An 18940-nucleotide genomic window follows, 5' to 3' on the forward strand; every position below is an offset into this window, starting at 1 on the left:
AGCGGGAAGCGACCTCCTGCGGAGGGCGCCTCAGCGGGAGGCGACCTCCTGCGGCGAGCCCGACGTGTAGAGCTCCTCGATCGTCTGCGCGAAGTCCGCGATGACGCGGGCACGCTTCACCTTGAGCGACGGCGTCAGGTAGTCGTTGTCGACCGTGAAGTCCGTGGTCAGCACGGTGTACTTGCGGATCGACTCCGCGCGCGAGACGGCCTTGTTGGTCCGCTCGACAGCGCGGTCGAGCGCCGCGCGCACGTCCGGGTGGTTCGCGGCCGACGCGACGTCCATCTCGGGCAGCCCGTGGGTCGACAGCCACCCCGGCAGGGCCTCCGCGTCGAGCGTCAGGAGCGCGCCGATGAAGGGCTTCTGGTCACCGACGACGACGACCTGGCTCACCAAGGGGTGGCCGCGGAGCCGGTCCTCGAGCACTGCCGGCGCGACGTTCTTGCCGCCGGCCGTGACGATGATCTCCTTCTTGCGGCCCGTGATCCGGACGAACCCGTCCTCGTCCATCGAGCCCAGGTCGCCCGTGCGGAACCAGCCGTCGACGAAGGCGTCGGCGGTCGCCTGGGCGTTGTTGTGGTAGCCGACGAACACCCCGTCGCCCTGGGCGAGGACCTCGCCGTCCTCCGCGATCCGCAGCGCGAGGCCCGGCAGCGGCGGGCCGACGGTCCCGATCTTGGTCGCGTCCGGCAGGTTGACCGAGACGGGCGCCGTCGTCTCCGTGAGGCCGTAGCCCTCGAGCACGTGCAGGCCCACGCCGCGGTAGAAGTGCCCGAGGCGCTCGCCCAGCGGGGCGCCACCGGAGATCGCCTACTCCGCGTGACCGCCGAGCGCTTTGCGCAGCTTCGACAGGACGAGCACGTCCGCGACCCGGTGCTGAAGGCGCAGCCACGGGCTCGGGCCCGACGGCGTGTCGAGGGCCCGCGAGTAGACGATCGCCGTCTTCGCGGCACGCTGGAAGATCGCTCGCTTGCCGCCTGCAGCCGCCTTCTGCTCCGAGGAGTTGTAGACCTTCTCGAAGACCCGCGGGACGGACAGGATGAACGTCGGCTGGAACGTCGCGAGGTCCGCGAGGAGGTTCTTGGTGTCGGGGGCGTGGCCGAGGATCGCGCCGGCGGGGATGACGAGCACCTCGATGAACCGCGCGAACACGTGCGCGAGGGGCATGAACAGCAACGTGCGGGAGCCGGGCGGGCACACGACCCCGAGCCGCGCGACCGCGTTCCGGGTCAGGGACACGAAGTTGCCGTGCGTGAGCTCGGCACCCTTGGGACGTCCGGTCGTGCCCGACGTGTAGATGATCGTCGCGACGTCCGAGGTCGTGGCGATCGCACGCCGTCGGGCGATCTCCTCGTCCGGGACGTCGCGGCCCGCGGTCACGAGCGACTCGATCGCGCCGTCGTCGAGCACGAGCACGTCCTCGAGCGCGGGGGCCTGCGCCCGGACCTCGGCGACGGTCTCTGCGTGGTGCCGGGTCTCGACGACGAGGAGGCGCGCCGCTGAGTCGGTGAGGATCCACTGGACCTGCTCGGCCGACGACGTCTCGTACAGCGGGACGGGCACTGCGCCCGCGGCCCAGGCCGCGAAGTCGAGCAGCGTCCACTCGTACCGGGTGCGGCTCATGATGCCGACGTGGTCGCCGGGCTGGATGCCGTGCGCGACGAGACCCTTCGCGACGGCCACGACCTCGGCGTCGAACGCACGGGCCGACAGGGGGATCCACGGCCCGTCGGGCGTGGTCTTGTGCTCCACGAGGGTCGCGTCCGGCATCGCTGCGACCCGGGCGGCGAGCAGGGTGTTGAGGTTCTCGGCGGGGGGTATGTCGACGAGGAGCGGGGTGCGGAACTCGTCCATGCTGACTCCTTTGGCAGACGGATGGGTTGACCGAACGATACAGAGTCCGATCGTCCCGGCCCTACAGCGCCCCGGATGGGTAGCCTGCGGTGCACGCTTTCGCCTCGGCGATCCCTGACCAACGCAGCTAGGACGGACATGTACGCGATCGGTGTGGACATCGGCGGGACCAAGATCGCCGCTGGTGTGGTCGACGAGAACGGCGTCATCGTCGCCAAGACGCGCCGTCGCACGGCGGCCGAGGACTCCGACAGCGTGGACAGCGCCGTCGTCGAGGTGTGCCAGGAGCTCATCGCCGATCACGAGATCGGGGCGATCGGGCTCGCGGCGCCGGGCTTCATCAGCTCGGACCAGGCGACCGTCCTGCTCACGCCCAACCTGCCGTGGCGCGACCACCCGCTCCGGGACAAGGTCGCCGCCCAGCTCGGCCAGGACGTCAAGATCGTCGTGGAGAACGACGCGAACGCCGCGGGCTGGGCCGAGTTCCAGTTCGGCGCGGGCCGTGACGTGGAGGACATGCTGCTGCTCACGGTCGGCACGGGGCTGGGCGGCGCGCTCGTCGTCGGCGGCCGGCTCGTACGCGGCGCCTGGGGCGTGGCGGCGGAGGTCGGTCACATGCGCGTCGTCCCCGGCGGGCACCCCTGCGGCTGCGGTCTGCGCGGCTGCTGGGAGCAGTACAGCTCGGGCAACGCGCTCGTGCGTGAGGCGCGCGCGGCCGCCGAGGCGGACCCCGCCCGCGCGGCCCGCCTGCTGGAGCTCGCCGGCGGGAAGGCGAAGAAGATCACCGGCCCCTCCGTCACCGCGGCGGCGACCGAGGGCGACCCTCTCGCGATCGAGCTGCTCGCGGAGCTGGGCCGCTGGATCGGTGAGGGCTCCGCGTCGGTCGCGGCGCTGCTCGACCCGGCGCTCGTCGTCATCGGCGGCGGCGTGTGCGCCGCGGGGGACCTGCTCCTCGAGCCTGCCCGCGCCGGTTTCCTCTCGCAGCTCTCGGCCCGCGGGTTCCGTCCCGAGGCGCACCTCGCGCTCGCCTCGATGGGCAACGACGCCGGCATCGTCGGCGCAGCGGACCTCGCACGTCACCTCTGACGGCGCGCGCACCGGAAGGACGTCAGACGACGGCCCCCGGGCCGTCGTCGTCGTCGCCCCGGCGGTGCGGCATGCGCCACACGAGGAGCGCCAGGGACGCCGCGAACGCGACGCCGGCCGCCTGGAGGACCGCGGCGGGCATGTCCTGCCAGAGCACGACGGCCACGAGCAGCAGGATCGGTACACCCACGACGGCGGACCACGCCATGGTCAGCAGGGGGTCTCCGCCGAGCACGGGGCCGGGGTCCGGCGGCACGAAGTGCTCCTCGGCCTCCTCGACGGCGGGATCCGGGCTCCACGAGCGCGGCACGTCCACGGGGCCGGCGGGCCGGACGGTCCGGGCACCGGGGCCGGGGCGGTCCGAGGCGGCACCGGCGTCGGAGCCCGGGTCCTCGGGCACCGTCCGGTGGGGAGCCTGGCCCGGCTCGGCGGGCGTCGGCAGGTCCGACGCGCGGCGGCGGGGGTTCTGCGGCGCCTCCCGCGTCGGGGCCGTCGGCTCCCCGAGCGGCCCGAGCTCCGCGACGATCTGCTGCCACCGCGCCTCGATGTCGTCCGGCCCGTCACCCTCCTGGGTGCCGTCGTGCCCGTCATGCCGGTCGTGCCCGTCGTTCCCGTCACCGTCCCGGGCGCCGTCGTCCTGCGGGTCGTCCTGCGCGTCGTCCGCGGGCGCCTCGAACCGCGCCGGTGCGTCGTCGGCGCGCCCTGCACGCGCGGCGGCACCGGGCGTGCCAGCATCGGCGGGCTCCGCGGGTGGGCCGGCCTCGGCGCCGTCGGGGGCTCCGGCGGGGCTCGCGGCGGGATCGTCCGCGGGTCCCGGTGCGGGGCGCTCGGCGTGCTCGTCGAGGGGCTCGTCTGCGCCGTGCGGAGCTGCAGCCATGCAGAGCACTCTAGAGTCGGAGGGACGCTGCGCGCGGATCGCGTGGGCGCCGCAGCGGAGGTGACGGGTTGTTCTACTGGTTGATGAAGCGGGTCCTCGGTGGCCCGCTGCTGCGCGGGATGTTCCGACCATGGGTCCGGGGGATCGAGCACGTCCCCACCGAGGGCGGTGCCATCCTCGCGAGCAACCACCTCGCGGTGATCGACTCGTTCGTGCTCCCGATCATGCTCTCGCGCAAGATCCGGTTCATCGGCAAGGCCGAGTACTTCACGGGCACGGGGATCAAGGGCCGGCTCAAGGCCGGGTTCTTCCGCGGCGTCGGGACCATCCCCGTGGACCGCGGGGGCGGCAAGGCGAGCGAGGCGGCCCTGCGCACGGGCCTCGGCGTGCTCGAGTCGGGGAACCTCTTCGGCATCTACCCCGAGGGCACCCGCAGCCCGGACGGGCGGCTGTACCGCGGCAAGACGGGGGTCGCGCGCCTCGCGCTCGAGGCGGGCGTGCCGGTGATCCCGGTGGCGATGATCGGCACCAACGTCGCGCAGCCCATCGGCAAGGTCATGCCCAAGCCCATGCGCATCGGGATCGTCATCGGCGAGCCGCTCGACTTCAGCCGCTACCGCGGCATGGAGAACGACCGCTTCATCCTGCGCTCGGTCACGGACGAGATCATGTACGCGCTCATGAGCCTGTCCGGCCAGGAGTACGTGGACATCTACGCCGCGACCGCCAAGGCACGCATCGCCGCCGGTCACGCGTCCGACGCCGCCGCGCCGGCCGAGGCCGTGCCCCACGCCCCGGGAGGGCGTCCGGTGCCGGACGTCCAGGTTCCGGTCCCTCCGCAGGAGGACGACGCGCCCTCAGTAGGATGAGGCGCGTCGCCCCGGCGGCGTCCAGCAGGACCAACGACCCGATGCCTCGCACCGGGTCGTGCCCCATGCTCTGGGGGTTTGCGTGCTGATCAACGAGAGGTGTGTCTGATGTCGGTTCGTCGTGTCGCCCTGCTCACCGCGGGTGGTTTCGCCCCGTGCCTGTCCTCCGCCGTCGGGGGGCTGATCGAGCGGTACACCGAGCTCGCACCCGAGATCGAGATCATCGCGTACCAGCACGGCTACCACGGCCTGCTGACGGGCACCAAGGTCGTCGTCGACGACGAGGCGCGCGCCAAGGCGGGCCTCCTGCACCGGTTCGGCGGCAGCCCCATCGGCAACTCCCGCGTGAAGCTCACCAACGCGAAGGACTGCGTCAAGCGCGGTCTCGTCAAGGAGGGCCAGGACCCGCTGCAGGTCGCGGCGGAGCAGCTCAAGGCCGACGGCGTCGACGTGCTGCACACGATCGGTGGCGACGACACCAACACGACGGCCGCTGACCTGGCCGCCTACCTCCACGAGAACGACTACGAGCTGACCGTCGTGGGCCTGCCCAAGACGATCGACAACGACGTCATCCCGATCCGCCAGTCGCTGGGCGCGTGGACCGCCGCCGAGGAGGCCGCCGGCTTCGCGCGCAACGTCATCGGCGAGCACCGCTCGGGCAACCGCATGCTCATCGTGCACGAGGTCATGGGCCGGCACTGCGGGTGGCTGACGGCCGCTGCGGCCGCGGAGTACCGCCGCTGGCTCGACACGCAGGAGTGGGTGCCTAGCATCGGGCTCAGCCGTGAGCGCTGGGACATCCACGCCGTCTTCGTCCCCGAGCTGCCGCTGGACATCGAGGCCGAGGCCGCGCGTCTGCGCACCGTGATGGACGAGGTCGGCAACGTCAACATCTTCCTGTCCGAGGGTGCGGGCATGCACGAGATCGTGGCGCAGATCGAGGCCGCGGGGGAGACGGTCGAGCGGGACCCGTTCGGTCACGTGAAGCTCGACACCGTCAACCCCGGCCAGTGGTTCGCGAAGCAGTTCGCGGCCAAGCTCGGCGCCGAGAAGACCATGGTGCAGAAGTCCGGCTACTTCTCGCGCGCCGCCGCCGCGAACGCCGAGGACCTGCGGCTCATCAAGTCGATGACCGACTTCGCGGTCGAGTCGGCGCTGCGTGGCGAGTCGGGCGTCGTGGGCCACGACGAGGAGGACGGCGGCCGTCTCAAGGCCATCGCGTTCCCCCGTATCGCGGGCGGCAAGGCGTTCGACGTCACGCAGGAGTGGTTCACGGGCCTCATGGCCGACATCGGCCAGCCGGTGACGCAGGCGAGCTCGTCGTGAGCGTCGAGCCGGACCCGGCGCTCGTCGCGGGTCTGGACGCGTGGCGGGCCATGGCGGCGCAGCAGCAGCCGCTGTGGCCCGACGCGGGTGCCGTGGAGGCCGTGTCCGCCGAGATCGCGTCGTTGCCCCCGCTCGTGTTCGCGGGCGAGGCCGACGTGCTGACGGCGCGCATGGCGGCCGCGGGGCGCGGTGAGGCGTTCGTGCTCCAGGGCGGCGACTGCGCCGAGACCTTCGCCGAGGCGACGGCCGACAACATCCGGAACAAGATCAAGACCATCCTCCAGATGGCCGTGATCCTCACCTATGGTGCGAGCGTCCCCGTCGTGAAGATGGGCCGGATGGCCGGGCAGTACGCGAAGCCGCGGAGCTCCGACGACGAGACGCGCGACGGTGTCACGCTGCCGGCGTACCGGGGCGACGCCGTCAACGGGCACCCGTTCACGCCCGAGGCGCGCATCCCCGACCCCCGTCGGCTGCTCGACGCCTACCACCGCTCGTCGGCGACCCTCAACCTCGTCCGGGCGTTCACGACCGGCGGGTTCGCGGACCTGCGCCGCGTGCACGAGTGGAACCGGGGCTTCACCGCGAACCCCGCGTACGCGCGCTACGAGGTCGTCGCGGCGGAGATCGACCGGGCGATCCGGTTCATGGCCGCCGCCGGTGCCGACTTCGACGCGCTGCGCACGGTCGAGTTCTTCTCGAGCCACGAGGCGCTGCTGCTCGACTACGAGCGCCCGCTCACGCGCATCGACTCGCGCACGGGCACGGCCTACGACTGCTCGGCCCACTTCGTGTGGATCGGGGAGCGCACCCGCCAGCTCGACGGTGCGCACGTGGACTTCCTGTCGCGGGTCCGCAACCCGATCGGCGTGAAGCTGGGGCCGACGACGTCGCCCGACGACGCGCTCGCGCTCATGGACAAGCTCAACCCGTCCGACCAGCCGGGACGCCTGACGTTCATCACGCGGATGGGCGCCGGTCGGATCCGCTCCGCGCTCCCCGCGCTCGTCGAGAAGGTCGCGGCGTCGGGCCGTCCCGTGACGTGGGTGTGCGACCCGATGCACGGCAACACGATCACGTCCGGGAGCGGCTACAAGACGCGCCGGCTCGAGGACGTGCTCGACGAGGTCAGGGGCTTCTTCGAGGTGCACCGCGGGGCGGGCACCATCCCCGGCGGCCTGCACGTCGAGCTCACGGGCGACGACGTGACGGAGGTGCTGGGCGGCAGCGAGGAGATCGACGACGCCGGGCTGTCGCGGCGCTACGAGACCCTCGTGGACCCCCGGCTCAACCACCAGCAGTCGCTCGAGATGGCGTTCCAGGTCGCGGAGATGATCCGCCAGGGCTGATCACGCCTGCGCCCGGCTCCGGGCGGTCGCGCTGGTCGCGGCCGCCCCGGAGCCCGGTCGGCGTCCGGTCCGGAGCCTGGTCGGCAACCGAGCCGGAGCCCGGTCGGCGTCCGCTCCGGTCGACGTCCGGGCAGCGTCGGGGGACTGACCGAGCCCTACGAGGCGATCCGTTCGGCCCCGTCGGTGCCGTGCGGACGCCCGGCGTCGGTGCCGGACGGGTTGATCTCCGACCAGACGGCGTCGAGGGAGAGGCCGAGGACGTCGGCGATCGCCGCGATCGTCGGGAAGGCCGGGGTCGCGACGCGGCCCGTCTCGATCTTGCGCAGGGTCTCGGGCGAGACGCCCGCGTCCAGCGCGGTGCTGAGCATCGACCGCTCGCCGCGGGCGCGGCGCAGGAGGGCGCCGAGGCGTTGACCGCGCTCGACATCGGCCGGGGTGAGCGGGAGTCTGACCATGCCGACGATTCTAGTACCGGCAATAGAATTGCCGGGATACTTATCGGAGCCCTGCGGAAGGCGTCGCATGATCGAGATCCTGAGCCCCACCCAGCTGCTGCGGGCGAGGGACACCGGCGCGCTCGTCGCGGACATCCTGCAGACCATGCGGAGCCGGGCGGGTGTCGGGACGAACCTCCTGGAGATCGACGAGTGGGTGCACCGGATGATCACCGAGGCCGGGGCCGAGTCCTGCTACGTCGACTACGCGCCGTCGTTCGGGCGCGGGCCGTTCGGCCACTACATCTGCACCTCGGTCAACGACGCCGTGCTCCATGGCCTGCCGCACGACTACGCGCTCGTCGACGGCGACCTCCTCACGCTCGACCTCGCCGTCTCGCTCGGTGGTGTGGTCGCCGACTCGGCCATCAGCTTCCTGGTGGGGGAGTCCCGCCCGGCCGAGAGCGTCGCGATGATCGAGGCGACGGAGCGTGCCCTCGCCGCGGGGATCGCTGCTGCCGTACCGGGCGCCCGAGTCGGGGACCTGTCGCACGCCATGGGCTCCGTGCTCGCTGCGGCGGGGTACCCGATCAACACGGAGTTCGGCGGCCACGGCCTGGGGTCGACGATGCACCAGGACCCGCACGTGGCGAACACCGGGCGGCAGGGCCGCGGCTACCGGCTGCGCCCCGGCCTGCTCCTGGCGCTCGAGCCGTGGATCATGGCCGACACCGAGGAGCTCGTGACCGACGCCGACGGCTGGACGCTCCGCAGCGTGACGGGCAGCCGGACGGCCCACAGCGAGCACACGATCGCCATCACCCACGACGGGGCGGAGATCATGACCGTGCCGACGACCAGGTAGTCAGGGTCAGGTCACGGGCAAGATCGCGAATCGCTCACAGGTGCCGACGGCTGTCGTCGGAGCTACTAGAACACCCGAAGGGTGATCGTCGTGCCCTTGGGCACGATCTCGCCCTTCGGGATGCTCTGCTCAAGGACGAAGCCACCCGGAGCTCCTAGGTAGTTGTCGCGCTCCACCACGAGGCCCAGCGCCTCAAGCGTCTGCGTCGCTGCGGCAATCCCACTGCCAACGACGCCCGGCACCTCGACCAGCGGGGGCCCCTGGCTGATCGTGATGGTCACGGTGTCCATCCGGTGCCCGTCCGCGCCCGGCTCGGGGCTCTGGGCCATGACGGTCCCCGCGGCGTGCTGCTCGCTGTAGTCCTGCTGCTCGGCGACCTTCAGGCCTTGGTCGGTGAGCTGCTGGACGGCGACGTCGCGCGTCGTGCCCACCACCGAGATGACCTTCAACGGCTCGGGGCCGTCGGACACCGTCAGGTGCACCGGGGTGTCCTTCGGAAGCTCCTCGCCGCCCGCGAGGGGCGTGCCGTTCGCCGCCACGGCGATGACGTGGTCCAGCGGGACGGTGTCGCTGTGGGCGCGGTCGGGCTCCGGGACGGCGAATCCCGACCCCTCGAGCGCGGCGCTGACGTCGGCGAGCGGCCTGCCCGGCAGGTTCGCGGGTACGAGGCGCATGTCCGGGCCCTTCGACACCTCCAGGGCGACGGAGCCCTCCTTGAGGATGCGTTCGCCCTCGCCCGGCACGACGCTCACGACGTCGCCCGCGGGCACCGCCGGGTCGTACACCTCGGTCGCCTCGGAGGTCAGGCCCGCGTCGCTCAGCAGCCCCTCGGCCACCGAGCGCTCGGCGCCGACGACGCCGCCGGGCACCGCCGTGTACGCGCCGGGACCGCTCGTCATGTACCACCAGCCGAGGCCGCCGAGAAGCCCGGCGACCGCGACGACCACGACGAGCAGCACGGCGAGCCGGCGTCCGCGTGAGCGTCCGCCCGTGCCGTCCGCGCCGTCCGCGCCCGTGGCGTCCTCGTCGGTCGTCTCGTCGGGCGCGTCGAGGCCCGTGCCGATGCGCAGCGCCACGGTCCGGCTCAGGCCGCGCTCGTCGTCGTCCTCGTCGTGCCGGCCCGCCGTGGCGCGCGGGCGCGGACGGTAGAGCTGGAGCGCCTCGGTCGCGTCGCCGTCCGGCTCCGGCCTCGACGCGTCCGGCTCCGCCCCGGTGAGGTCGGACGGTGCGTCGTCGTCGTCACCGTCGTCGCTCCGGTCGGCCCCCGACTGGGGACCGTCGCCGGGGTCGATCTCGTTGCTGTCACTCGTCGGTGGGGTCGTGGGGCGCACGTCGGCCGCGCGGTCCAGGGTCTCGTCGTCGAGCGCCCGGCGGGTCCGGCGCAGCAGGTCGAGCGCCCCGCGCGCGTCGAGGGGCCGGTCGGCGGGATCACGTGCGGCGAGCGCGCCGACGAGCTCGTCGATCTCGGCGGGGAACCAGTCCACGCGCTCGGACGGCGCCGGCACGTCGGAGTTGACGTGCTGGTACGCGACCTGGATCGGGGTGGCCCCCGTGAAAGGCTGACGCCCGGTGAGCATCTCGAACAGCAGGATGCCGACCGCGTACACGTCGGTGCGTGCGTCACTGGTCCCGTGCGCGACGAGCTCGGGTGCGAGGTACGCGACGGTGCCCAGCACGGTCCCCGTCGTCGTCGCCGTCACCTCGGTCACGGCCCGGGCGAGGCCGAAGTCTGCGACCTTGATACGACCGTCCGCGGCGAGGAGCACGTTCTCGGGCTTGACGTCGCGGTGCACGAGGCCCGCGCGGTGCGCGGCGGCGAGGGCCTCGAGGATGCACTCCGCGGTGTCGAACGCCTCGCGGACCGTGAGCGCGCCGACCTCACCGAGCCGCCGCCGCAGGTTCGTCCCGTCGATGTACTCCATCGTCAGGTAGCTCGTCTCGCCGTCGACCCCCTGGTCGAAGACGCCGACGAGGCCGGGGTGCGTCAGCCGTGCGGCGGCGCGGGCCTCGCGACGGAAGCGGGCGACGAACTCCGAGCCCGCACCGCCCTCGGCGAGGTGCGGGTGCATGACCTTCAGCGCGACCTCGCGGTCGAGCCGACGGTCCACGGCGAGGTAGACGGTCGCCATGCCGCCCCGTGCGATCCGGGACAGCACCTCGTAGCGCCCGTCGATCAGATGACCGAGGAGCGGGTCGGTGAGAGTTGCTGCCACGGCGGCAGTCTACGTTCGGGCTCGCGCAGAACCCGTCAGGCGTACCGCGACATGTGCGTCTGGACGTTGGCGACGTACACGCGCGTGTCGGCGTACATGCCGTACTTCCGGACGCCCGCCTGCCCCTGGTAGTAGCTCGCGATGGCCGTCGGGAGGTCGGGGCTCGTCGCGACGAGCTGGCGCAGGATCGCGACGCCCGCGACCACGTTGTCCACGGGGTCCAGCAGGTTCAGGTGGCGCCCGACCAGCTCGGAGGCCCACTCGCCGGAGCTGGGGATGACCTGCATGGTGCCGATCGCGTTGGCGGGGGAGACCGCGCTCTGGTTGAACCCGGACTCCTGGTAGGCGATGGCCTGGGCGAGCGACGTCGACACGCCCATCTCGCGCGCCGTCGCCGTGACGAGCGCCTGCATGTCCGCCTTGCTCGGGACGCCCATCGCGAGGAGCGTCGCCTTGTTCTCGTTGGCCGACGCGACCGTCGCCTCCGGGTACGTGCGGCCCGCGAACGTGCTCGGCACGAGGCCGGACGTCGGTGCTGCGGTGCTCGTCGCGACCGTGGCCGCGCCGCCCGCGCCGGGGATGGTCAGCACCTGGCCGATGCGGATCATGGCGTCCGCGGAGAGGCCGTTGGCGGCGACGATCGCGGCCGTGGTGGTGCCGTAGCGGGTGGCGAGGCCCGAGACCGTGTCCCCGCGACCGACGGTGTGCGCGCCGGCTGCGGGCGCCGCCGGGGCTGCCGGCGCGGCTACGGGGGCCGGGGCGCCGGCCGTGGGGATGGTCAGCACCTGGCCGATGCGGATCATGGCGTCCGCGCCCAGCCCGTTGCCGGCGACGATCGCGGCCGTCGTCGTGCCGTAGCGCTTGGCGAGCGCCGAGACGTTCTCGCCCGCAGCGACGGTGTGGCTCGTGGAGGTGGGCGCGGGGGCGGCGACCGGGGCCACCGGGACCGCGGCACCGGCCACGGGGATCGTGAGGTGCTGACCGGCGCGGATGCTCGCCCGCGCGTCGAGCCCGTTCGCGGCGACGATCTGCGCGACGGTCGTCGACGTGCGTCGCGCGATGTGGCTGACGGTGTCGCCCTCCTGGACCGTGTAGTCCTCGGCCTGGGCGGCCGTGGCGCTCCCCGCGACCGAGGCCACCGCGAGGGCGAGGCCGACGCCGGTGCCGCCGGCGAGCCGGCGCCGGCCTGCGGCCCCGGGTCGTGCCGAGGGGGACGCCGTGGGCAGCGCGCGCTGAGCGGCGTAGGTCATGAGATCCGTCCCTGGTTCTGTGACTGGTGGTACTCGTGTGACTCAAGTGACAGAAGTGAACGTAACCCAGGTGCGACACCCAGGGGAAGCGATGTCCCTGGTCCGCACGGGTGAAGCCCTACCCTGGGGCCGTGACCGATCTCGACGCCCTCGTGGGCGAATGGCTGCCCCTCCCCGACGTCGCCGACCGTCTGCGCACGGACGTCGGCCGTGTGCGCCGGCTGCTGCAGGAGCACAAGCTCCTCGCCGTCCGGCGCGGCGAGCGGAACATCCTCAGCGTGCCCGCCCAGTTCCTCACCCCGGTCGTCGGCCGCGGCACCGACGGCGACGAGGCGTGGGAGGTCGTGCCCTCCCTGCAGGGCACCCTCGTGCTCCTCGAGGACGCGGGCTTCTCCGACGAGGAGGCCGTGGCGTGGCTGTTCACGAAGGACGCCTCGCTCGAGTCCCTCGGCACGGGCCCCGACCGCCCGACGACGCCGATCGCGGCGCTCGCCGCGGGGCACAAGACCGAGATCCGCCGGCGCGCCCAGGCCCTCGCCCTGTAGCTCGGCCGGCGCGCGGCCCCGCGGGACCGGTCAGGTCGTGCGGTCGACCACCGCGTGACCGAGCGAGAGCAGCATCGTGCGGCCGGGCTCCGCCAGGTCGCTCGAGGCGAGCCGCGCGAGCGCCGGGCTCGAGAGCTCGCCGATCAGCTGCTCGACCTGCGCGACGGCACCGCTGCGCTCGACGAGCAGACGCAGCTCGGCGACGTCGGTGTCCGTGAGGTCGCGCCGACCCAGCTGCTCCTCCAGGCGCGCGCGGTCCTGCGCGTCGGAGCCCGCGAGGGCTCGCGCCACGAGGACCGTCCGCTTGCCCTCGCGCAGGTCGTCGCCCGCGGGCTTGCCCGTGGAGGCCGGGTCGCCGAAGACGCCCAGGAGGTCGTCCCTCAGCTGGAACGCCTCACCGAGGGGCAGGCCCACCTCGCGCGTCCGCGCGACGGCGTCGGCCGCAGCGTCCGCGAGCAGGGCCCCGAGGACCATGGGGTGCTCGACGCTGTACCGCGCGCTCTTCGCGCGGATCACCTCCCGCGCCCGCCGCTCGTCGTCGGCCGGGTCGTGGCCCCACGGCAGCGCCTGCGCCAGGACGTCGAGGTACTGGCCGACGGTGACCTCGGTGCGCATCGTGTCGAAGACGCCGCGCGCCGCGCCGCGGGTCCCGAGCGGGAGGCCCTCGACGGCGAGCGCGAACTCACGCTCGCTCGCGATGAGCGCGAGGTCGCCGAGCAGGATCGCGCTCGACTCGCCGAACCGGACGGAGGGCCCCGACCACGCAGCCTCCGCGTGCCGGCTCGCGAAGACGCGGTGCGCGGCGGGCCGGCCGCGGCGGGTGTCGGAGTCGTCCATCACGTCGTCGTGGAACAGCGCGGCCGCCTGGAAGAGCTCGAGAGCGGCGCCCACGCGCAGTGCGCGCCGACGGCCCACCTCGTCGGCCGGGTCGCCCCCGTGCGCGCGCCACGACCAGTAGCACAGGGCCGCGCGGAGCCGCTTGCCGCCCCACAGCATGTCGCGCAGCGCGTCGACGAGCGCACCGCTGTCGCCCCCGATCCCGGCGAGCTCCGCGCGCAGGGCCTCGGAGTGCTCGGCAAGGATCGCGTCGACGCCCGCCCGGACGTCCTCGACGTCGACCAGGCGCGGGGATGAGGACGTCACCCGACCACCCTAGGGGCCGTCATCGCGTCGTGTGGACCCGCCCGCCGATCGTCACGGTCCGCACGCCGTCCTCGTCGAGCACGCCGATCGAGACCAGCTCGTCGCCGCCCGAGCGCGTGAACGTCGAGTCGACCGCGAGGTCCGTCGTCGCCGTCAGCGGTGCGACCTCCGTGAACCCGGCGCCGGTCAGCGCGTCGCGGTAGAGGGTCAGCAGCTCCTCGGCGGTCGCGGACGTCGTCAGGTTCAGCGAGACCTCCTGCACCTCCGCGTCGCCGACGGGGACCGCCGACGTCACGAGGATCACCGCGTCCGTCGGGACGGGCAGCAGGTCGATGGGGAAGCCCTCGACGAGGTCGCCGACCTCCGAGTGCTCGTCGGGGGACGCCGTCACGAGGGGCTCGGGGGAGTCCTTGGTCTCCGGGGCCGCGAGCGTCGCCTCGCCGCGCGCGTCGGCCGTGGACGGGTGAGCTGCCGTGGTCCCGGGGTCCTCGTCCGCCGCGGACATGGTGCCGGCGCAGCCAGCGGCCGACACGAGGAGGCCCAGGGCGAGCGCGCCCGCGGTGACCCAGGCTCCTGCGGGACGCGTGCTGCGTCCTGCGGGGGATCTCCTGGCCGTGGCCATGGGTCAACCGTAGCCCCGCACCACCCGGTCCACAGACCCGCCACCCTGGGTGAAATCCACAGGGAGGGGGTACCGCGACGGCCGTCGCGGGTCCGGAGCGGTCGGATGGCGCCATGCCGACGACGATCCGCACCCGCGAACCCCGTGAGCTCCTCGCACTCATCCCCTTCCAGCTCGGCTTCCGTCCGGTCGAGAGCCTGGTCCTGGTCAGCATCCGGGGCGACCGGGCCCGGGTCGGCCTCGTGGCCCGCGTCGACCTCGCGGACGTGGCGCACCCCGAGCACGGGCCGCAGGTCGCCCGCTCGCTCGTCTCGCACATGGTCGCCGACGGCGCGCGCAGGTGCGTCGCGGTCGTCTACACCGACCAGGCCACCGGTGGAGCAGCCGTCGGGCACCCGACCCGCGCCGTGGCTCATGTCCGGGAGGCCGGGGAGCACTTCCTGGACGACATGGCGGCGTGGGTCGTCTCGTCGTCGGGCTACTTCGCGCTCGGCTGCGAGGACACCGCGTGCTGCCCACCCGGCGGTCGACCGCTGAGCGAGCTCGAGTCGACGGAGGTCGGCGCCCACATGGTGCTCACCGGTGCGCGCGTGGTCGAGACACGGGCCGAGCTCGGCAGGATCGCGCTCGCCCCGGCCGAGGCGCGACGCTCCGCACGTCGCGCCGCCCACCGCTGGACGACACGCCTGGAGCGCGCCGGGAGCGGCTCCGAGCTCCACGCGTGGCGGCGGGAGGGCCTCGCGCTCTGGCGTGACGAGGTCGCTCACGCCCGCGAGGCGCTCGAGGCGGTGCCCGGCGCGCGTGAGGGTGGCGGGACGGCCGTGGGGGAGGGCGCGTCGCGCGGGCCGCTGCGCCGCCCGGTGCCTCCCGTGCATCTGGGACGCCTGCAGGCGTCCCTCCAGGACGTGCTCGTGCGCGACGCGGTCATGCTCAGCTTCATCCCGGGGACGGACCGCGTCGGCGACCGCGTGGTCGCGGGCGACGCGTCCGCCGACGTCGGCACCGCACTGCGCGCGATCGTCGACCCCGTCGACGGCGCACCCCCGGACCCGCTGGCCTCGCAGGCGGCGACGGGCGTCCTCGAGGCCGTCGTCGGCCACAGCCCGCGGCGTGCGCAGGCGCCCGGCCTGACCCTGCTCGGTGTGCTCGCCTGGTGGGCCGGCGACGGTGCGCGAGCCGGGGCGCTGATCGAGCGCGCGCTCACGATCGACCCGCGCTACCGCCTCGCCGTCCTCATGGAGGAGACGCTCGCGGCGGGCATGCCTCCGGGCTGGCTGCGCGGCGGGGCGACCGCTGGGCCGGGCACGGCGGGCTGACGCGCCGTCGGTCGGGCCGCCCGTGGCGGCCGCCATGGGACCTGTGGGGGAGTCGAGTGCTCGCGCATCCGGTAGCGTCGAGCCGGGTTCTGCGTCGCACTCGCCTGGGAGGCTCGATGAGCGTGGTTGTCGGCTATGTCGCGACTGCGGAAGGGCAGGCCGCCCTCGAGGCGGCCATGGCCGAGGCCGCGTCCCGGGAGGTCCCGCTCGTCGTGATCCTCAGCGAGCGCGGCCACCGCTTCGGCACCGAGGCGAGCGAGGTCGAGGCCCAGGCGGACGAGGTGCGCCGTCGGCTCGAGGAGACGGGCCTCGCCTTCCAGGTGCGGCAGACCACCCGCGGCAAGGACGTCGCGGACGACATCATCGGGGCCGCACAGAGCGAGGACGCCGACCTCATCGTCATCGGCCTGCGCCGGCGGAGCCCCGTCGGCAAGCTCCTTCTGGGCTCCAACGCGCAGCGCATCCTCCTCGATGCGCCGTGCCCGGTGCTCGCGGTCAAGCCGCCGCAGTCATGAACGCCTGACACCGAGCGACCAGCCGCGCCCCACGGGCGCGTCGCCGCTGGTCAGCCGCCTGATCCGAGTCAACGCCGCCGGCGGTCGGCCGTGGCGCGAGACGATCAGCGAGGGCCGTTCGGGGTATCACGGGGCATCAAACCGGGGCCCCGGACGTTACAATGTAGGTCTACCCCCGCACCATGTCTGTGAGCCTGGCGCTGCCGAAAGGTTCTCTGTGTCATCCCTTCCCACATCTTCCTCCCTCCCGCGCGAGTTCGAGCACCCTGCCCTGCAGGAGCTCGTGATGCGTGGACGCACCCACGGGTCCGTCGACGGCGAGGCCATCCGCAACGCGTGCGACGCCGCACAGGTCAGCCCCAAGAGGCTGCGCAGCGTGCTGCGCGGCCTTGCTGACGCCGGCGTCACCGTGACCGAGCCCACCGCCCGCCCTGCAGTCGCCGCGGCCGCCGCGCGACGCTCGAGCACCACCACGGCCGTCGCCCCTGCCCCCGTCGTCGCGTCCGCTGACGGCGCCAAGGCGACCGCCAAGCCCGCCACCAAGGCCGCCGCCGCGCCCGCCAAGAAGGCCGCTGCGAAGAAGGCTGCACCCGCGAAGGCGTCGGCCAAGTCGACGGCGCCCGCCGAGTCGGACGAGGTCGACGACGTCGAGGACGTCGAGCCCGCGGAGGACGAGGTCGCCGCCGAGGTCGAGGTCGACACCGAGGACGTCGAGGTCGTCGCCGACCCGGACGTCGAGGTCGAGGCCACCGACGACACGGAGACCGAGACCGAGGTCGCGAAGGCCCCCGCCGCAGCGGAGGAGGAGACCGAGGACGCGGGCTTCACGTACTCCGACGCGGACGACGACGACGCACCTGCCCAGCAGGTCGTCACCGCCGGCGCCACGGCCGACCCGGTCAAGGACTACCTCAAGCAGATCGGCAAGGTCGCGCTCCTCAACGCCGAGCAGGAGGTCGAGCTCGCCAAGCGCATCGAGGCCGGCCTGTTCGCCGACGAGAAGCTCGCCGCGAACCCGAAGCTCGAGCCCAAGCTGCGCCGCGAGCTCGAGTGGATCGCGTCGGACGGCCGTCGGGCGAAGAACCACCTGCTCGAGGCCAACCTGCGCCTCGTCGTCTCGCTCGCCAAGCGGTACACGGGTCGCGGCATGCTGTTCCTGGACCTCATCCAGGAGGGGAACCTCGGCCTCATCCGTGCGGTCGAGAAGTTCGACTACACCAAGGGCTACAAGTTCTCGACGTACGCCACGTGGTGGATCCGCCAGGCGATCACCCGTGCCATGGCCGACCAGGCGCGCACCATCCGCATCCCGGTGCACATGGTCGAGGTCATCAACAAGCTCGCCCGCGTCCAGCGGCAGATGCTCCAGGACCTGGGCCGCGAGCCCACGCCGGAAGAGCTCGCCAAGGAGCTCGACATGACGCCCGAGAAGGTCGTCGAGGTCCAGAAGTACGGCCGTGAGCCCATCTCGCTCCACACGCCGCTCGGCGAGGACGGCGACAGCGAGTTCGGTGACCTCATCGAGGACTCCGAGGCCGTGGTGCCCGCTGACGCGGTGAGCTTCACGCTCCTCCAGGAGCAGCTGCACCAGGTGCTGGACACGCTCTCCGAGCGGGAGGCCGGTGTCGTCTCGATGCGGTTCGGCCTCACGGACGGCCAGCCGAAGACCCTCGACGAGATCGGCAAGGTCTACGGCGTCACGCGCGAGCGCATCCGTCAGATCGAGTCGAAGACGATGTCGAAGCTGCGCCACCCGAGCCGGTCGCAGGTCCTGCGCGACTACCTCGACTGATCGGGACCTCCGCATGACCGCACGCACGGCGGGGTGGGCTCTGCTCACCGCCGCCGTGCTCGGCGCGCTCGGCGTCTGGGCGCTCGGCCTGCGCAACGGGTTCGACCCGTGGCTCACTGCTGTCGCCGTGCTCGCCGTCGTCGTCGCGACCCTCCTGGTCGTCGGCGACGCCAGGCGCGCCCGGCGCGGCCCCGAGGACCTCGAGCCGCCGCAGCGGCCCGCCGGCAGCGACCGCCCGGCCGGCAGCCAGAGGCGGTCCGCCTCCACCGGTCACTGAGCCGCGGGGACGATCACCGCAGCGTCAGCCGCGGGGACGATGACCGCAGCGTCAGCAGCCGGGCGGGCCGCAGGCGTGTCAGCTGCCGACGCCGGCCAGGACCGCGACCAGCCACGTCGCGGCCGCGACGCACGCCAGGCCCAGCTCGATGAGCATGCCCAGAGCCGTCGCCTTGATCGCGAGCCAGGCCGACGCCCACGCACGGCTCGTGTCCTTCAGGCGCAGGTACTCCATGCCGAACAGCCCGAGCGGGAAGAAGATCAGCAGCCCGACGAGCGGGACGACGAAGAAGCCGACGATGCCCGCGAGCCCCGCGACGACCAGGGACCGCTTGGGCACCCCGGAGCTCGCGACGCGCTTGCCCGCGACCACGTAGGTCGCGGCCCAGCCGATCGCCAGGAGCACCGCGACCGCCGCGAACACGCCCCAGCCCGCACCGGACTCGGCGTCGATGGCCCACACCAGCACAGCCGCGGCGATGAGCAGCGACCCCGGCAGGACCGGCACGACGATGCCCACCAGGCCGACGAGCACCGCCAGGCCGACGAACAGGTTCACGAGGTCCACGGTGCTCCGTCCTGAGGGGGCTGCGTCCGGCACGCCG

At 73.2% G+C, this 18940-nt stretch carries 17 protein-coding genes and 1 pseudogene; 10 read left to right on the forward strand and 8 right to left on the reverse strand.

What is annotated here, in order from left to right; translation table 11 throughout:
• Nucleotides 1-30: 30 nt before the first annotated feature.
• Nucleotides 31-1854: pseudogene (locus FZ988_RS05190) on the reverse strand (AMP-dependent synthetase/ligase).
• Nucleotides 1855-1992: 138 nt separating this feature from the next.
• Between FZ988_RS05190 and FZ988_RS05195 the strand changes: the two are divergent.
• Nucleotides 1993-2940: an ROK family glucokinase gene (locus FZ988_RS05195; RefSeq protein ID WP_149202924.1), complete on the forward strand. Its 948-nt coding sequence runs from the start codon at nucleotides 1993-1995 to the stop codon at nucleotides 2938-2940.
• A gap of 22 nt (nucleotides 2941-2962) precedes the next feature.
• Here FZ988_RS05195 and FZ988_RS05200 read toward each other — a convergent pair whose 3' ends face one another.
• Nucleotides 2963-3817 carry a hypothetical protein gene (locus FZ988_RS05200; protein ID WP_149202925.1) on the reverse strand — a complete coding sequence of 285 codons (855 nt, stop codon included), beginning with the start codon at nucleotides 3815-3817 and terminating at the stop codon, nucleotides 2963-2965.
• Nucleotides 3818-3885: 68 nt separating this feature from the next.
• On the opposite strand from FZ988_RS05200, the gene FZ988_RS05205 reads away from it, so the two are divergent.
• From FZ988_RS05205 to FZ988_RS05215, 3 genes are all read left to right on the forward strand, one after another.
• A complete protein-coding gene (locus FZ988_RS05205; RefSeq protein WP_149202926.1) occupies nucleotides 3886-4686 on the forward strand; it encodes a lysophospholipid acyltransferase family protein in 801 nt (266 codons plus the stop codon).
• 108 nt (nucleotides 4687-4794) lie between these two features.
• Nucleotides 4795-6015, forward strand: coding sequence for a pyrophosphate--fructose-6-phosphate 1-phosphotransferase (locus FZ988_RS05210; protein ID WP_149202927.1), 1221 nt, complete (start codon nucleotides 4795-4797; stop codon nucleotides 6013-6015).
• The gene (locus FZ988_RS05215) at nucleotides 6012-7364 is read left to right on the forward strand and encodes a class II 3-deoxy-7-phosphoheptulonate synthase (RefSeq protein WP_149202928.1); all 1353 of its coding nucleotides are present in this window, start codon (nucleotides 6012-6014) and stop codon (nucleotides 7362-7364) included. Before FZ988_RS05210 ends, FZ988_RS05215 begins: the two co-directional genes overlap by 4 nt.
• Nucleotides 7365-7519: 155 nt before the next feature.
• Here FZ988_RS05215 and FZ988_RS05220 read toward each other — a convergent pair whose 3' ends face one another.
• The gene (locus FZ988_RS05220) at nucleotides 7520-7819 is read right to left on the reverse strand and encodes a helix-turn-helix transcriptional regulator (protein ID WP_149203095.1); all 300 of its coding nucleotides are present in this window, start codon (nucleotides 7817-7819) and stop codon (nucleotides 7520-7522) included.
• A 67-nt stretch (nucleotides 7820-7886) separates the two neighbouring features.
• Here FZ988_RS05220 and map point away from each other — a divergent pair, with 67 nt between their 5' ends.
• On the forward strand, nucleotides 7887-8663 hold the full coding sequence (gene map, locus FZ988_RS05225; RefSeq protein WP_149202929.1) for a type I methionyl aminopeptidase: 777 nt from the start codon (nucleotides 7887-7889) through the stop codon (nucleotides 8661-8663).
• Nucleotides 8664-8728: 65 nt separating this feature from the next.
• Here the strand turns inward: map and FZ988_RS05230 are convergent, their stop codons facing one another.
• The gene (locus FZ988_RS05230) at nucleotides 8729-10876 is read right to left on the reverse strand and encodes a Stk1 family PASTA domain-containing Ser/Thr kinase (protein WP_149202930.1); all 2148 of its coding nucleotides are present in this window, start codon (nucleotides 10874-10876) and stop codon (nucleotides 8729-8731) included.
• Nucleotides 10877-10911: 35 nt separating this feature from the next.
• Nucleotides 10912-12126 carry a LysM peptidoglycan-binding domain-containing protein gene (locus FZ988_RS05235; RefSeq protein ID WP_149202931.1) on the reverse strand — a complete coding sequence of 405 codons (1215 nt, stop codon included), beginning with the start codon at nucleotides 12124-12126 and terminating at the stop codon, nucleotides 10912-10914.
• 131 nt (nucleotides 12127-12257) lie between these two features.
• Here FZ988_RS05235 and FZ988_RS05240 point away from each other — a divergent pair, with 131 nt between their 5' ends.
• On the forward strand, nucleotides 12258-12671 hold the full coding sequence (locus FZ988_RS05240; protein WP_149202932.1) for an Rv2175c family DNA-binding protein: 414 nt from the start codon (nucleotides 12258-12260) through the stop codon (nucleotides 12669-12671).
• Nucleotides 12672-12701: 30 nt separating this feature from the next.
• On the opposite strand, the gene FZ988_RS05245 is transcribed toward FZ988_RS05240, so the two are convergent.
• Nucleotides 12702-13814, reverse strand: coding sequence for a polyprenyl synthetase family protein (locus FZ988_RS05245; RefSeq protein ID WP_149202933.1), 1113 nt, complete (start codon nucleotides 13812-13814; stop codon nucleotides 12702-12704).
• A gap of 19 nt (nucleotides 13815-13833) precedes the next feature.
• Nucleotides 13834-14436 carry a hypothetical protein gene (locus tag FZ988_RS05250; protein WP_149202934.1) on the reverse strand — a complete coding sequence of 201 codons (603 nt, stop codon included), beginning with the start codon at nucleotides 14434-14436 and terminating at the stop codon, nucleotides 13834-13836.
• Nucleotides 14437-14549: 113 nt separating this feature from the next.
• Between FZ988_RS05250 and FZ988_RS05255 the strand changes: the two genes are divergently transcribed.
• The 4 genes from FZ988_RS05255 (at nucleotide 14550) to FZ988_RS05270 (ending at nucleotide 18336) form a co-directional block, all read left to right on the forward strand.
• Nucleotides 14550-15752: a DUF4192 domain-containing protein gene (locus FZ988_RS05255; protein ID WP_149202935.1), complete on the forward strand. Its 1203-nt coding sequence runs from the start codon at nucleotides 14550-14552 to the stop codon at nucleotides 15750-15752.
• A 116-nt stretch (nucleotides 15753-15868) separates the two neighbouring features.
• Entirely contained in the window at nucleotides 15869-16267 is a 399-nt protein-coding gene (locus tag FZ988_RS05260; RefSeq protein ID WP_149202936.1) for a universal stress protein, read from the forward strand.
• Between the two features lie 217 nt (nucleotides 16268-16484).
• Entirely contained in the window at nucleotides 16485-18059 is a 1575-nt protein-coding gene (locus tag FZ988_RS18915; protein WP_149202937.1) for an RNA polymerase sigma factor, read from the forward strand.
• Between the two features lie 13 nt (nucleotides 18060-18072).
• The gene (locus FZ988_RS05270; protein ID WP_149202938.1) at nucleotides 18073-18336 is read left to right on the forward strand and encodes a hypothetical protein; all 264 of its coding nucleotides are present in this window, start codon (nucleotides 18073-18075) and stop codon (nucleotides 18334-18336) included.
• Between the two features lie 78 nt (nucleotides 18337-18414).
• On the opposite strand, the gene FZ988_RS05275 is transcribed toward FZ988_RS05270, so the two are convergent.
• A complete protein-coding gene (locus FZ988_RS05275) occupies nucleotides 18415-18903 on the reverse strand; it encodes a DUF456 domain-containing protein (RefSeq protein WP_149202939.1) in 489 nt (162 codons plus the stop codon).
• Nucleotides 18904-18940 lie beyond the last annotated feature (37 nt).

Source organism: Actinotalea subterranea (genome assembly GCF_008364845.1).
Classification (GTDB): domain Bacteria; phylum Actinomycetota; class Actinomycetes; order Actinomycetales; family Cellulomonadaceae; genus Actinotalea; species Actinotalea subterranea.